This window comes from Enterococcus sp. AZ062, from assembly GCF_051715065.1.
Lineage (GTDB): Bacteria > Bacillota > Bacilli > Lactobacillales > Enterococcaceae > Enterococcus_B > Enterococcus_B mundtii.
In genome coordinates this window covers 2,345,531-2,360,694 of record NZ_JBIOTB010000001.1, presented here as the reverse complement: position 1 = coordinate 2,360,694, position 15,164 = coordinate 2,345,531, and the positions used below count along the sequence as shown (strand labels likewise).

At 39.8% G+C, this 15,164-nt stretch carries 17 protein-coding genes and 1 riboswitch; of the genes, 15 read left to right on the top strand and 2 right to left on the bottom strand.

Annotation, left to right across the window (positions count from 1 at the left end; genetic code table 11):
* Positions 1–50: 50 nt before the first annotated feature.
* Entirely contained in the window at positions 51–629 is a 579-nt protein-coding gene (locus tag IGJ00_RS11130) for an ECF transporter S component (RefSeq protein WP_074799566.1), read from the bottom strand.
* A 6-nt stretch (positions 630–635) separates the two neighbouring features.
* Positions 636–1,610 (bottom strand): nucleoside hydrolase, encoded by a 975-nt coding sequence (locus IGJ00_RS11125; RefSeq protein ID WP_071866741.1) that lies wholly within the window; start codon positions 1,608–1,610, stop codon positions 636–638.
* 23 nt (positions 1,611–1,633) lie between these two features.
* Positions 1,634–1,678: riboswitch (PreQ1 riboswitch) on the bottom strand.
* Positions 1,679–1,969: 291 nt separating this feature from the next.
* On the opposite strand from IGJ00_RS11125, the gene IGJ00_RS11120 reads away from it, so the two are divergent.
* From IGJ00_RS11120 to IGJ00_RS11050, 15 genes are all read left to right on the top strand, one after another.
* On the top strand, positions 1,970–2,935 hold the full coding sequence (locus tag IGJ00_RS11120) for an alpha/beta hydrolase (RefSeq protein WP_177187660.1): 966 nt from the start codon (positions 1,970–1,972) through the stop codon (positions 2,933–2,935).
* A gap of 90 nt (positions 2,936–3,025) precedes the next feature.
* Entirely contained in the window at positions 3,026–3,301 is a 276-nt protein-coding gene (locus tag IGJ00_RS11115; RefSeq protein WP_019724263.1) for a GNAT family N-acetyltransferase, read from the top strand.
* A gap of 200 nt (positions 3,302–3,501) precedes the next feature.
* A complete protein-coding gene (gene secG, locus IGJ00_RS11110; RefSeq protein WP_010734881.1) occupies positions 3,502–3,738 on the top strand; it encodes a preprotein translocase subunit SecG in 237 nt (78 codons plus the stop codon).
* A 202-nt stretch (positions 3,739–3,940) separates the two neighbouring features.
* Positions 3,941–4,687 (top strand): alpha/beta hydrolase, encoded by a 747-nt coding sequence (locus IGJ00_RS11105; RefSeq protein WP_086334968.1) that lies wholly within the window; start codon positions 3,941–3,943, stop codon positions 4,685–4,687.
* A 2-nt stretch (positions 4,688–4,689) separates the two neighbouring features.
* On the top strand, positions 4,690–7,053 hold the full coding sequence (gene rnr, locus IGJ00_RS11100; RefSeq protein ID WP_071866744.1) for a ribonuclease R: 2,364 nt from the start codon (positions 4,690–4,692) through the stop codon (positions 7,051–7,053).
* Positions 7,054–7,086: 33 nt separating this feature from the next.
* A complete protein-coding gene (gene smpB, locus IGJ00_RS11095; RefSeq protein ID WP_071866745.1) occupies positions 7,087–7,551 on the top strand; it encodes an SsrA-binding protein SmpB in 465 nt (154 codons plus the stop codon).
* Positions 7,552–7,852: 301 nt separating this feature from the next.
* On the top strand, positions 7,853–8,572 hold the full coding sequence (gene atpB, locus IGJ00_RS11090; protein ID WP_010734885.1) for a F0F1 ATP synthase subunit A: 720 nt from the start codon (positions 7,853–7,855) through the stop codon (positions 8,570–8,572).
* A gap of 49 nt (positions 8,573–8,621) precedes the next feature.
* Positions 8,622–8,837, top strand: coding sequence for an ATP synthase F0 subunit C (gene atpE, locus IGJ00_RS11085; RefSeq protein ID WP_010734886.1), 216 nt, complete (start codon positions 8,622–8,624; stop codon positions 8,835–8,837).
* Positions 8,838–8,928: 91 nt separating this feature from the next.
* Positions 8,929–9,453, top strand: a complete 525-nt coding sequence (gene atpF, locus IGJ00_RS11080) for a F0F1 ATP synthase subunit B (RefSeq protein WP_010734887.1) — start codon at positions 8,929–8,931, stop codon at positions 9,451–9,453.
* Complete coding sequence (gene atpH, locus IGJ00_RS11075; protein ID WP_086334967.1) at positions 9,440–9,982, top strand: ATP synthase F1 subunit delta; 543 nt, start codon at positions 9,440–9,442, stop codon at positions 9,980–9,982. Before atpF ends, atpH begins: the two co-directional genes overlap by 14 nt.
* A gap of 22 nt (positions 9,983–10,004) precedes the next feature.
* Positions 10,005–11,561 carry a F0F1 ATP synthase subunit alpha gene (gene atpA, locus IGJ00_RS11070; protein ID WP_010734889.1) on the top strand — a complete coding sequence of 519 codons (1,557 nt, stop codon included), beginning with the start codon at positions 10,005–10,007 and terminating at the stop codon, positions 11,559–11,561.
* Positions 11,562–11,574: 13 nt separating this feature from the next.
* On the top strand, positions 11,575–12,477 hold the full coding sequence (locus tag IGJ00_RS11065) for a F0F1 ATP synthase subunit gamma (RefSeq protein WP_010734890.1): 903 nt from the start codon (positions 11,575–11,577) through the stop codon (positions 12,475–12,477).
* Positions 12,478–12,499: 22 nt separating this feature from the next.
* Positions 12,500–13,906 carry a F0F1 ATP synthase subunit beta gene (atpD, locus tag IGJ00_RS11060; protein ID WP_010734891.1) on the top strand — a complete coding sequence of 469 codons (1,407 nt, stop codon included), beginning with the start codon at positions 12,500–12,502 and terminating at the stop codon, positions 13,904–13,906.
* Between the two features lie 13 nt (positions 13,907–13,919).
* Entirely contained in the window at positions 13,920–14,342 is a 423-nt protein-coding gene (locus IGJ00_RS11055; RefSeq protein WP_010734892.1) for a F0F1 ATP synthase subunit epsilon, read from the top strand.
* A gap of 535 nt (positions 14,343–14,877) precedes the next feature.
* A complete protein-coding gene (locus tag IGJ00_RS11050) occupies positions 14,878–15,108 on the top strand; it encodes a DUF1146 family protein (protein WP_029594144.1) in 231 nt (76 codons plus the stop codon).
* Positions 15,109–15,164: the final 56 nt, after the last annotated feature.

Genomic DNA, 15,164 nt, shown 5'->3' with positions numbered 1-15,164 from the left:
TCGACGTTCGGGTTTTTGCATTTAGTGATTAGCTATAGTACAAATATTCATCAACGATTTCTTGTCTTTGCCACTACTTGGTTTGGTAATTTCAACACAACGAGCGAAACGACAAGGACCGATAGCAGTCGATCTAAGTAATCTGTCGCTGCTTGAACAATCGTGACACTCGCTGCTTGGTTTAGTCCTAATCCGTAAAGAAGTTGGACAATGGCACTTGAACCTGATGAAGTGATACCGCCAAATAATTGGATCGTGATGATCGATGACAGTATGGTTCCAGGAGCTGAAAGGACAAACGTCCATGCCAATAATGAAAGTCTACTCTTCAAACCTTGGGCCTGTAATTTCTGTGGTAAAATCAACCCCGCTAATAACCCAGTGATGATTTGTATCGGGGAATAATACAAAGAGAACATATCCATCGTCACGCCACTAAGTAAGCTACTACTTAATCCTGTCAAAACCCCAGGAATTGGTCCGAGTAAAGCTCCTGCAAAAATCGTACCGATCGAATCAAGATAAATCGGTAAACGGAGCCATAAAGCAATCGTTCCACCGAGAAAGTTGATTCCGATACTTAGTGCCATGATTGTGATCATTCTTGTCGTGATTTTCTTTTGTGTCATCTTTTTTCATCCTATCTTTAATCTTTCCAGATCATTTTTTATCAATTCTTCTTGTGCATGTAAAAGAACGGCTAAAAACTTCCGGAAAAAAAGAGAGGTGTCGACATCTGTCATGATTAGACTGTTTGGTTTTTTCTGCCAAAAATCATAACGATCAACCAAGGTTTGTCCGCGGCTGATGCCTTGTGTTTCAACAGCAGTATAGCTAGTGAATCCTTGGCATAGTTGTTCATCGATGAAATACGCAACTGCCAAAGGGTCATTGATGACACAACCTAGGACGCGTTCTTGTTGCCAATGAAAGTCAAAGTAAAAGCGTGTGATTGCTTTTAAATAATTGCCTTCTTCGGGCGCGAGTTGGCAACAATATTCTAGGATCGTTGGTGTAAAGACGATTTCTCGTGTCACGTCTAAACCAACCATCTCAATCATTTGACCAAGATGTTCAAATACATAAGCTGCGGCATCAGGGTCACACCAGTAATTGTATTCTGCTACAGGTGAACAATTGCCGTGGCTTTTATACGTGCCACCCATCGAAACAAATCGATCCATGTGTTTGCCTATTTGTGGATTCTTTTGTAAAGCAGAAGCGATATTTGTTAGTGGCCCTAACGCGATCAGTGAAGTATCTTTTTGTTCAGCAAAATAACTCGCTAAAAAATCAACAGCGTGGATCGTTTCGGCTTGTTTGTCTGTTACTAATGGGAAGTTCGTTTCCCCTAGACCGTCCATGCCATGAGTATCTTGAGCGCTGATAAATGGCGTGTTGAGTGGTGTTGCAGAACCTTGATAGACAGGGATGTCTAAACGGTCACAACGTTCCAAACAACGGATCACATTTTCAGTTCCCAAATGTACGGGGACGTTTCCACAAACGGTGGTGATTGCGACAACTTCGATTTCTGGTGATTTTAATGCAAACAATAGCGCTAATGTATCATCGATACCGGGATCGCAATCAATAATAACTTTTCGCATTATTTCCAATCTCCTTTCTTTAGAGACACTTAGTTTTTTATCCTGGGAAGTTTCCGAACCAGTCCAAGGGGTCAACCCTTGATTCCAATGCACGGCATTAGTATACTTATTTTTATGAAGAATGTAAATGTTATGCAAACAATTCATTATCTCTTATGAGTGTTAGAAGTAGGAAAAAAAGATCGTTTGTAAGGAATAAGGTCTTTAAAATTACAGCAGATCAATGGTTCACTGTCTGTCTCTTTGATAGAACGTGGTACAATAGAAATGAACGTTGAAATACGTAGGAGAAAGATAGAGCACCATTTAGCATACTTGAATTTTTGTTTCAATCACCAAGTAGAAAGTGTGGGATGCAAGTGATTGTTTTTTATAGTTTATTAATTATGTTATTAATGATCGGTAGTTATCATTTTATTGCTTATCTGTACGCAAAGAAGTTGATCAAAACTGGATTACAACGTGGTTATGCTTGGTATGAAGAAACAGGCCATCAACTCATGGACCCTGCCTCTTTGACGACAGTCGAAGAACAACGCCAACGTTTAGAAGATCTAGCAGAAGATTTTTGGCAACAAGGAGAACCCATAACGACCAAAAGTCAAGAGGGGTTAAAATTGAAGGGTAGAATGTTCTCTACTTATTCGAACAAAGGTAAATGGGTAGTCTGTGTCCATGACTATCGCAGCACAGGGAAAAAAGACATGTCTTATATCGGGAAAAAGTATGCAGAAAAAGGCTTCAATGTCTTGATCCCTGATTTGCGTGCTCATGGAGAAAGTGAAGGGGAGATCATTGGGATGGGGTGGTTGGATCGGTTAGATTTGATACTCTGGATCAATGAGATCTTGCAACGAGAGCCAGAGGCTAAGATCATCTTACATGGAGGCTCAATGGGTGCTTCTACGATCATGATGGCTAGTGGAGAGAAGTTGCCGAGTGCTGTCAAAGGATTGATTCTTGATAGCGGCTTTGTATCCGTTTATTCAGAATTTCGTTATATGTTAAGCAAATTGACGGTTTTTCCAAAAAAAATCATTATGCGACATGCGAATCGTTACGCGCAAAAATATGCAGGTTATTCTTTGAAACAGGCATCAGCAACGAGACAGTTAGGGAGCAATCATTTACCCGTTCTGATCATCCATGGTGAACATGATCATTTTGTCCCGATGGAAGCAGCTTATACGATCCAAAATGCCACGGCAGGAGATAAAGCTTTACTGCTAGTGCCTGGAGCAGAACATTTAGAAGCAGTAAGTAAAGATCCAGAGACCTACTGGACAGTGATTTTTTCATTCATTAAGCAAAGAGTGGGTCTATAAGTACAAATGATTGTTTGAAAAAAATAGGACTGGTAAAATCAAATTGAATAAAGAAACTGTTCGTTATTTTAGGGTTGGGAGAGTGAAATGATGGAAATCAAAGAAGAAAAGAATCGCTTAGTGTTATTGGACGATGAACAAAACGAAATAGGAGAAATGACGTGGTCGGATGCTGGTCCTGATATTATGATCATTGATCATACATTTGTTGATCCTGCATTTCGTGGACAGAAATTAGCAGAAAAATTGGTTGCTACAGGAGTGGAAGTAGCCAGACGTACTGGCAGAAAAGTGATTCCGTTATGTCCCTACGCAAAAGCGGAGTTTGAGAGAAAAGCTGAATATCATGATGTTTGGCGTAAATAAGCGCCAATGGTTATCAAATAAGCATTGATTATAGACGAGGATACAGGGGTATCGTTTGTCACAGAACCTGCAAAAAAATCGATGTGAAAAAGCCAAGAAATGTTCTTTAAAACATCGGCCATCTTATGAAACACTGTTGTCACAAGACGTGTTATGTGATAAAGTTAGAAGGACGATATTTTGAGAAAGGAGGCTGTTTGATGTATAATATTATTTTAGGGATCGTCATTGTCATCTCGATTATGATGGTCATTGCGATCATGATGCAACCAAGCAAACAAAATAGTGCAGCAAGTGCATTTACAGGTGGCGCAGATCAATTATTCGGAAAGCAAAAAGCACGTGGATTTGAAGCAGTAATGCAACGCTCGACAGCTGTTATGGGCGCTGTATGGATGATTCTGTTATTCGTACTTGCATTTTTATCTTCTAAATAAATCGTTCGAAACCAATGATCAGAAGTGATCATTTGCTTCATTTAGATTTTGAGGATACACGGATGGTTCATCGATTGTTCAAAAAAATAGAAGGTCTGGGAAACGAAATGCTCCCAGACCTTTTTTGTTGAATAGAAAAAGAACCGTTATATAAGAAGGTATTTGCTAACTATGGTAAAATAAGGCTAATGAGGTGAATAAAATGAAAAGTCTACCACAACCTATTTATGAAAAACATGGGAAGCGTGCAATCCTCTTACTGCATGCGTATTCAGGTAGTCCAAATGATGTACGGATGTTAGCCCGTTTTTTAGAGAAATCAAACTATTCGGTCTATGCCCCAATGTTTACAGGACATGGCACGCTTGCTCCAAATGAGATCTTAGAACAGGACGCTGAGACGTGGTGGCAAGACACGAAACAAGCGATCCAGTTTCTCTACGATGAGGGATTTTCTGACATCGCCGTATTAGGATTATCGATGGGCGGGATTTTTGCAGTCCGAGCATTATCAGAATTTCCGATGATAGGAGGCGGATTTTTTTGTTCGCCAATTTCTCCAGTAGAAAATCATGTGCCGGAGAATTTTGAGAATTATGTACGCCAGGTCTTGAAAATTGCCGGTGAATCGGAGTCGATGATCGAACAAAAAGTCGAAAGCTTTCGGCCACGAGTACAGCAACAATTAACAGATATTCAAGAACAAGCAGCAATAACAGAAAGTAAGTTATCAGATATCCAAAAACCAGTATTCATGGCTCAAGCGGGTCAAGATGAAATGATTGATCCTTATGGTGTCTACGAGACAGCAAAAAAACTTGCGCATACTGACATTTCCTTACACTGGTATCCAGAAAGTAAGCATGTGATCACAGTAGGAATAGCAAGAAAAGTGTTTGAAAAGGATGTATTGGATTTTCTAGAGAACTTACCTTGGAATGAGGAATAATAATGACAAAAGAAACATTAAAAGAAAAAATCATTTTCTTTATTGAAAGCAGTCGTAAGAAAAGTTTTTCGATGGAAGAAATCGCTGAAGGTCTTGGCTTTCAAAAAAGCGAAGATTTTAAATTACTAGTGCAAACCATCGCACAGATGGAAAGAGAACAAAGTATCGTATTTACCAAAAAAGGAAAAATCAAACTGCCACTTCAACCCATTTTGATTGAAGGAACGTTCCGCGCAAATGAGCGAGGATTTGGGTTTGTTACGATCGATCCTGAAGAAGATGATGTGTATATCCCCAAAGAAGCGACTGGCTATGCGATGGACGGGGATACTGTTGCAATCGATATCGTCAAAACGGCGGATGCCTTTTCGGATCGTGGAGCCGAAGGAAAGGTCGTTGAGATTCGTCAACGCGCAACCACACAAATTGCCGGAGAGTTCATCGCCTATACAGAAGATGAAATGGCAGAAACGGATCTTTATGGAGTAGTCATTCCAAAAGATAAAAAAATGAATCAATTCAAAGTGTACGCCGCAGCAGAAGGCGTTCGTCCAGTAGACGGAAGTATCGTGCTGATCGAATTGACCCATTATCCAGAAAAAAGCTATGCAACGAGTTTAGAAGGAATCATCAAACAAGTCATTGGTCATAAGAATGATCCTGGCATGGATATTTTATCGATTGTCGTAGCCAATGGGATACCGACCAAGTTTCCGGATGATGTATTAAGCGAAGCAGATGCTGTACCGGATAGTATCAGCGACAAAGATTTGATTGGTCGCAGGGATCTACGTGACCAGTTGATCGTGACGATCGATGGCGAAGATGCCAAAGATTTAGATGATGCAGTCACAGTTAGAAAGTTAGATAATGGAAATTACTTTTTAGGCGTCCACATTGCCGATGTTTCATACTATGTGACAGAAGGTAGCCAATTAGATCGTGAAGCCTATGAGCGGGGAACAAGTGTGTATTTGACTGATCGTGTGATTCCGATGATCCCGCAACGTTTATCAAATGGGATTTGTTCGTTGAATCCTAAAGTTCCTCGGTTAACAATGAGTTGTGAAATGGAGATCGACCCAACAGGGAAAATCATTTCTCATGAGATTTTTCCAAGTGTGATCCAAACAACAGAGCGAATGACTTACACAGCAGTCAATCAGATCTTAGAAGAGCAAGATGAAGAAACTATGGCTCGCTATGACTCATTGGTTCCTATGTTTCAAGCGATGGGTGAGTTGCATGAGATCTTAGAGACGATGCGTATTCGTCGTGGTGCGATCTCTTTTGAAGATCGTGAAGCCAAAATCATGGTTGATCCAGAAGGTCACCCTCAAGATATCCTCTTGCGGAGTCGTGGTGTAGGAGAACGTTTGATCGAATCCTTTATGTTGGCAGCCAATGAAACGGTGGCAGAACATTATTCACGTGCGAATTTCCCTTTTATTTATCGTATCCATGAGCAACCAAAAGAAGAGAAAATGCAACGCTTCTTTGATTTTGCATCTGCTTTAGGGATTTTAGTCAAAGGAACGAAGGGCACGATCACACCTAAGGACTTACAAAAAGTGATCGAAGATGTTGAAGAAAAACCGGAGTCAGCAGTGATCAATACCATGTTGTTAAGAAGTATGCAACAAGCGCGTTATTCTGAGGATAATTTTGGCCATTACGGATTAGCAGCAGAGTACTATACACATTTCACGTCACCGATCCGTCGTTATCCAGACTTGATCGTGCATCGTTTAATTCGTTCATATGGTCAAGATCCAAGTGAAAGCAATCAGACGCATTGGGAAAATGCACTGCCTGATATTGCCGATCATAGCTCGAAAATGGAGCGACGTGCAGTTGAAACAGAACGTGAAGTGGACTCAATGAAGAAAGCCGAGTTTATGATGGATAAAGTGGGAGAAGAATTTGATGGGATCATCAGCTCTGTGGTGAAATTCGGGTTATTCATCGAACTGCCAAATACAGTAGAAGGTTTGATCCATATCAATGAATTGAAACAAGATTACTTCCACTACATTGAAAACCATCTAGCGCTCGTTGGTGAGCGGACAGGATTAACATTCAAGATCGGACAAAAAGTACGAGTGAAAGTAGTCAAGGCTGATCCTACTGAGCGAGCAGTTGATTTCGAATTAGTCTCCGCAGAGGAATTGGCACCGCTGGAAGCGCCAAAAGGAAGAAGAAAAGAAGCAAATAGAGGTTCTTCAAAACATTCAAATGGACGGCAAACGGACAAGAAAAAACGTCCGAAAAAAGCCGATAGTAAATATGGTCCAAAAAAAGAAAATGGGAAAAAAGGGAAAAAACCTTTTTACAAAGGCGTCACCAAGAAGAAAAAGAAAAAATAAATAAAAAATGGAAATGAATTGGGGGAATGTCCAATGCCAAAAGGCGAGGGAAAACTGATTGCGCAAAATAAAAAAGCTCGCCATGATTATTCGATCATCGACACAATGGAAGCAGGAATGGTTTTACAAGGTACAGAGATCAAATCTATTCGCAATAGTCGTATCAACTTAAAAGATGGATTTGTTCGTGTGAGAAACGGCGAAGCTTTTTTGCATAATGTCCATGTCAGCCCTTATGAACAAGGGAATATCTTTAATCATGATCCACTAAGAACTAGAAAGTTGTTATTGCATAAAAAGCAAATTGCGCGTTTATTGAATGAAACAAAAAATACCGGAATCACGATTGTTCCTTTGAAAGTCTATATCCGAAATGGCTATGCGAAAGTCTTGATCGGATTGGCCAAAGGGAAAAAATCGTATGATAAGCGAGAAGATCTGAAGCGAAAAGATGTGGATCGACAAATTGATCGTACATTAAAAAATTTCTCTAGATAATTTCATTATCCTTTTTCGCATATTCGGTGCTTTTAGATTTACTTAATGATAAAATTTGTTAGCATTTAATCTGATGAAACATGATTATCACAGGTTTTTTCTGAGTTTCCAGGCATCATATCATCCATGTTTTTGCTGATTTTTAGACTGAAATAAAAAAGTGTCTAATTTTCATGAAAATCCTTTGAAATTTCTATTTCGTGGTGGTATGATACCGTTTGGTTAGAAACCGATAAAGAAAAACCAGATACACACATGAAATTGATTTTATGTGAAATTCGGGGAAAAGAGGTGAAATGGATTGGATGAACGCTCGCTAACGTTCCACATTGGACCGGTTTGGTTTGATGGGACTGTTTGTTTGATGGTGTTGTTAACTTGTTTGATCGTTTTCTTTTTAGTTTACTTCTTTACAAGAAATCTAAAGATGAAGCCAACTGGAAAGCAAAATGCACTTGAATGGGTCATTGATTTTACACGAGGGATCGTTACAGATAATGTGCCTAGAAAAGAATTGAATAATTTTCATTTATTGGCATTTACCTTGTTTCTCTTCGTTTTTGTTGCGAACAATATCGGTTTAGTTACAAAAATCGTCTTACCTAGCGAAACGACACTTTGGAAAAGTCCGACAGCAGACCCGTTTGTAACTTTAACATTGGCATTTATTATGATCACACTTACTCATCTATTCGGGGTGAAGAAGCTCGGTTTCAAAGGTTACTTTGTCAACTCGTTCCTAAAACCTTATAGTTTTATGTTTCCAATGAAGGTGATCGAAGAGTTCACAAACTTGTTAACACTTGCTTTACGTCTTTATGGGAATATTTATGCGGGAGAAGTATTGCTAACTTTAATCGCAAAAATGATGACAAGTTTAGGCTGGTTCTCATTGCCTTTAGCAATTCCGTTAGAGATGGTTTGGATCGCGTTCTCATTATTTATCGGAAGCATCCAAGCATTTGTCTTTGTCACTTTATCAATGGTATATATGAGTCACAAAATCGAAGTAGAAGAGTAAAACAACTAGATTTAATTACTATTTAAACTATTTTAGGAGGAAGTAAATTATGAATTATATCGCAGCAGCAATCGCAATCTTAGGGGCAGCTATCGGAGCTGGTTACGGTAATGGTCAAGTAATTTCTAAAACAATCGAATCAATGGCACGCCAACCTGAAATGTCAGGTCAATTACGTACAACGATGTTTATTGGGGTAGCCTTAGTCGAAGCCGTTCCTATTCTAGGTGTTGTTATCGCCTTGATCCTAGTTTTTGGTGTGTAATAAAAATGCTCAGGTTGCGCGATAGTCAAAAAAGCTATCTTAAATACGCAATCTAAGAAAACTGGATTCTCAGAGAAAGGAAGGCTAACCTATGCTGAATCAATTGGCAATTGCAGAAGTTGGCAATCCGATGTTAGGTAATATCATCGTTGTCAGCGGCTCATTTTTGATATTAATGGTCCTATTAAAACACTTTGCGTGGGGACCGATCAGCGATATTTTGAAAAAACGTGAAGATAAGATCGCCAATGATTTAGATTCTGCAGAACAATCTCGCATCAAATCAGCAAAATTAGAACAAGAACGTGAGCAACAATTGTTGGCTTCTCGCTCTGATGCTGCGGATATCATCAAACATGCGAAAGAAAGTGGAGAATTAAGCCGCCAAAATATTTTGAAGGAGACGCAAGAAGAAGTTGCTCGTCTAAAAAGTAAAGCCCAATCGGATATCACGATGGAACGTGATACGGCATTGAACTCAGTGAAAGACGATGTAGCTGAACTTTCTCTTCAAATCGCGGAAAAAATCTTGAATAAAGAATTATCTCCAGAAATGCACGAATCTTTAATCAATCAATATATCGAAGGTCTAGGTTCGTCAAATGAAACTAGATAAATATACAGTAGGTAGACGTTACGGAAAAGCATTATTTGAACTGGCGATCGATTCAAATAATACAGAAGAAATTTACCAAGAACTTCTTAGTCTACGTAAAATCTATGCGGATGTTCCTGAATTAGGGAGTATCCTTAGTGATGTTCGGTTGGAACCGCATGAAAAGCGATTGATCATGGACAAATTAGTCAGTGGTTATCAAGGAATCGTAAAAAACTTTTTAGAAGTCGTGTTCATGTACAATCGGATGAACGATCTACCTTTGATGATCGACGAATATGAACATCGTTACAATGAAAATAATGGTTTGTTACTAGGAAGTGTGACTACAGCAGTCCCACTTTCAGCGGAACAATTGACTAGACTTGAAGAAAATGTCGCTAAAACAATGAACTATCAAACGGTCGAATTGAAGCAACAAGTTGATTCTAGGATCATTGGTGGGGCAATTGTAGAAGCAGATCATCAAGTGATCGACGGAAGCATTCGGACGCAGTTGGAAAAATTGCGTAATCAATTAAATAGATAGTACAAAGAGGTAGGTGAATCGAATGGCTATCAAAGCAGAAGAAATTAGTGCCTTGATTAAAGAACAAATTGAACATTATGAAAACGTGCTTTCAGTCGAAGAAATCGGTACAGTCACTTATGTTGGTGACGGAATCGCACGTGCGCATGGACTTGAAAATGCCATGAGTGGTGAACTACTTGAATTTTCGAACGGTTCATATGGTATGGCACAAAACTTGGAATCAAATGATGTCGGAATCATTATCTTAGGAGATTTTGAATCCATTCGTGAAGGGGATAAAGTAAAACGCACAGGAAAGATCATGGAAGTACCTGTAGGGGACGCAATGATCGGACGTGTCGTCAATCCATTAGGACAACCCATTGACGGGCTAGGAGAAATCGTGACGGACAAAACACGTCCAGTTGAAGCGATGGCACCTGGTGTTATGCAACGTAAATCAGTCAACGAACCAATGCAAACAGGGTTGAAAGCGATCGATGCGTTAGTACCGATCGGACGTGGACAACGTGAATTAGTTATCGGTGACCGTAAAACAGGGAAAACATCGATTGCAATCGATACGATCATCAACCAAAAAGGTCAAGATATGATTTGTATCTATGTAGCCATTGGACAAAAAGATTCAACGGTACGTACACAAGTAGAAACATTGAAAAAATATGGCGCAATGGATTATACGATCGTAGTCAATGCGGGAGCTTCTCAACCTGCACCATTGCTATACATCGCACCTTATGCTGGAACAGCTATGGGTGAAGAATTCATGTATAACGGCAAACATGTATTGATCATTTTTGATGATCTATCTAAACAAGCTGTTGCCTATCGTGAGCTTTCTTTATTACTTCGTCGCCCACCAGGCCGCGAAGCCTATCCAGGGGATGTTTTCTACTTGCACTCACGTTTATTAGAACGTGCAGCAAAATTAAGTGATGATCTAGGTGGAGGGTCAATGACTGCTTTACCATTTGTTGAAACACAAGCTGGGGATATCTCTGCTTATATTCCAACAAACGTCATTTCGATCACTGATGGACAAATCTTCTTAGAAAGTGATTTGTTCTATGCGGGAACTCGTCCAGCCGTAGATGCAGGGTTATCAGTTTCTCGTGTTGGTGGTTCAGCACAGATCAAAGCAATGAAAAAAGTTGCCGGAACATTGCGTCTAGACTTAGCAAGTTACCGTGAATTAGAAGCATTTACCCAATTTGGTTCTGATTTAGATGCGGCGACACAAGCGAAATTGAATCGTGGTCGTCGTACAGTAGAAATCTTGAAGCAAAAATTACATGCACCTCTTGCAGTGGAAAAACAAGTAGTCATCTTATATGCATTGACACACGGTTACTTAGACAGTATCCCTGTAGATAGCATCTTAGATTTTGAACATGAGTTATTTGAATATCTTGAGACAAATCATGCAGATCTCTTTGAAACGATCCGTACAACGAAAGATCTTCCTGAAGAAGAAGCGTTGAACCAAGCAATTCAAGAGTACAAAGATATCTTTATGGCAACAAAAGGAAATAATTCTTCAACAGAAGACAAATTGAAATCCATTCAAAATGCATAGTGAGGTGAGATGAATGGGCGCTTCATTAAATGAAATCAAGACACGAATCGCGTCAACGAAAAAAACGAGCCAAATCACTCGTGCCATGCAAATGGTCTCAGCCTCTAAATTGACAAAATCTGAAGCTTCTTCACAGAAGTTCCAGATTTATGCCAATAAGGTGAGAGAAATCGTTACGCATCTAACAGCAACACAATTAACTGACATTGCTTCGGCTAATCCAAGAGGGGATGTCAATTATAATAGTATGCTGATCAGTCGACCAGTTAAAAAAACCGGTTATATCGTGATCACAGCTGATGGTGGGTTAGTCGGTGGCTACAATAGTTCCATATTGAAACAGACCATGTCCATCTTGGAAGAAGACCATCAATCACCAGATGAATATGTCATGATCGCCATTGGTGGTACCGGAGCGGATTTCTTTAAAGCTCGTGACATCAACTTAGCGTATGAACTGCGCAATTTGTCTGATCAACCTAGCTTTGATGAAGTTCGTAAAATCGTGAACATGGCAACGACCATGTATCAAAATGAAGTATTTGACGAATTGTATGTATGTTATAACCATCATATCAATTCATTGACTAGTCAATTTCGTGTAGAAAAAATGTTACCTATTTCAGATTTAGATCCGGGAGAAGCGAAAAGCTTTGAGCAAGAATATATTTTTGAACCTTCAAAAGAAGAAATCTTGACTCAACTGTTGCCGCAATATGCCGAAAGTTTGATTTATGGTGCGATCGTCGATGCGAAAACGGCAGAACATGCCGCGGGAATGACTGCAATGAAAACCGCAACAGATAATGCTGCGAACATCATCGATGATCTGACGGTTTCTTATAACCGTGCAAGACAAGGGGCGATCACCCAAGAAATTACCGAAATTGTTGCCGGAGCATCGGCACTAGAATAGCAAGGAGATTGGAGGAAAAAAGATGAGTTCAGGCAAGATTGTTCAAGTAATCGGTCCCGTTGTCGACGTGGAATTTTCTTTAGACCAATCCTTACCAGATATCAACAACGCATTAGTTGTTTATAAAAATGATGAGCAAAAATCAAAAGTTGTTCTTGAAGCAGCATTAGAATTAGGTGACGGTGTGATCCGTACGATCGCAATGGAATCGACGGATGGACTACAACGTGGAATGGAAGTCATCGACACAAGCAAAGCGATCTCTGTACCAGTTGGAACAGAAACATTAGGTCGTGTGTTCAACGTGTTAGGTGAAACAATCGATTTGGAAGCACCATTTCCAGAGGATGCCCAAAGAAGCGAGATCCACAAGAAAGCACCAAATTTTGATGAATTAAGCACAAGTACAGAGATTCTTGAAACTGGGATCAAAGTCATTGACTTATTAGCACCTTATTTAAAAGGTGGGAAAGTTGGATTGTTTGGGGGTGCCGGTGTTGGTAAAACCGTACTGATCCAAGAATTGATCCATAATATCGCCCAAGAACATGGGGGAATCTCAGTGTTTACCGGTGTAGGGGAACGTACCCGTGAAGGAAACGATCTGTATTACGAAATGAAAGATTCAGGCGTAATCGAAAAAACAGCGATGGTGTTTGGACAAATGAATGAGCCACCAGGTGCTCGTATGCGTGTCGCACTAACTGGATTGACGATTGCGGAATATTTCCGTGATGTCGAAGGACAAGACGTGCTCTTATTTATTGATAATATTTTCCGTTTCACCCAAGCAGGTTCAGAAGTATCTGCCTTACTAGGACGTATGCCATCAGCGGTTGGTTATCAACCAACCTTAGCGACTGAAATGGGACAACTCCAAGAACGGATCACTTCAACGAAAAAAGGTTCGATCACTTCGATCCAAGCAATCTACGTGCCAGCGGATGACTATACTGACCCAGCGCCAGCAACGACATTTGCCCATTTAGATGCAACGACAAACTTGGAACGTAAATTGACCGAACAAGGGATCTATCCAGCCGTTGACCCACTTGCTTCTTCATCAAGTGCGTTATCTCCTGAAATCGTAGGAGAAGAACACTACAAAGTAGCGACTGAAGTACAACACGTACTACAACGTTACCGTGAATTGCAAGACATCATCGCTATTTTAGGGATGGATGAATTATCAGATCAAGAAAAAATATTGGTTTCACGCGCTCGTCGAATCCAATTCTTCTTATCACAAAACTTCAATGTAGCGGAACAATTCACAGGTCTTCCAGGTTCTTACGTACCAGTTGAAGAAACTGTCAAAGGCTTCCGTGAGATTCTTGAAGGCAAATACGACGACCTTCCTGAAGAAGCATTCCGCAGTGTCGGCCGAATCGAAGACGTTGTCGAAAAAGCGAAAAAACTAGGCTACTAGAAAGGGGTGCCCCATGGATCAATATTTAACTGTAAATGTGGTTACTCCCGATGGTTTAGTTTATGATCACCATGCGGCAATCGTTGTTGCACGAACTACTGCTGGCGAACTTGGTATTTTACCGCAGCATGCACCCATCATCGTGCCTTTAACAATCGATGAAGTTCGTGTGAAGCGGACAGATTCAGATACACACGTTGACTGGATCGCTGTGAACGGCGGCATCATGGAAGTTCGCGATAACTTAGTTTCAATTGTCGCAGATAGTGCGGAACGTGAACGAGATATCGACGTCACTCGAGCAGAACGTGCAAAACAACGTGCTGAACGCCAAATCGAAGAAGCCAAACAAAAAGAAGATAAGAATGAACTGAAACGGGCAACTGTTGCGTTACACCGAGCAGTGAACCGTATCAATGTATCAAAACATAAGTGATTACTATAATTAACAAGTAATTGAATTATGGAGGGAGAACCACTCCCAAAAGAAGAGATCAGGACAAACACTTATGGGTGCTAATGCAGCCACGTGTGTTTCCTGATCTCTTTTTTTTATAAACGGTCAACAGTGATGATACGGTAGGTCATCGAATAAACGGTGTTCCAGAAGCAACAATTCAGTGCTGATCGCTTCTGTCACAACCTCTGTCAGAATAACCAAGTGAAACTAAAATGAGATTCTTCAACTAAGCGTACCCTTTAACGGATACGGTCACAGATTTAGTATACTATGTTAAAACGTTTGAGATTTTTCCGTTAATGAAGCGTCTCTTCATTAATATTCATTCGATGTCAGAATAAAAATTATTTTTTTAGTGGAAAGAAATGATATTTTTCATCCATTTTTCAGAGTTTGTCAAGAAAATTACAGAGATTTATCATTTTTACAACCAATAATTTCTACTTTTATAAAATTTATGGTATCATCAGTGTGTTAGTTATCAAAAACATTTGTTAGAAAGGGCGTAATGATGCAAGTATATGGTATTGATGCAATCATTCGGATCGTTAGTCATTTGGCATTTATTTACTTAGCCTTTTGGTCTTTGCGTTCTTTACGCGTTGACGCTTTTTTTCGTTCAATGCATACGACACAAATTAGAATGGCAATTGTCCTTTTTTCAATTTTTTTAGGGTATACAGCGAGCAGTTTTTTCTTAGAGATCATTGCGCTATGTCGAAATCTTTTCGTCAGCCTATAATTTTAAAAAAAGGTACTATTTTAAAACAAGAAGTGATATAATAAAAAAGATTTTGA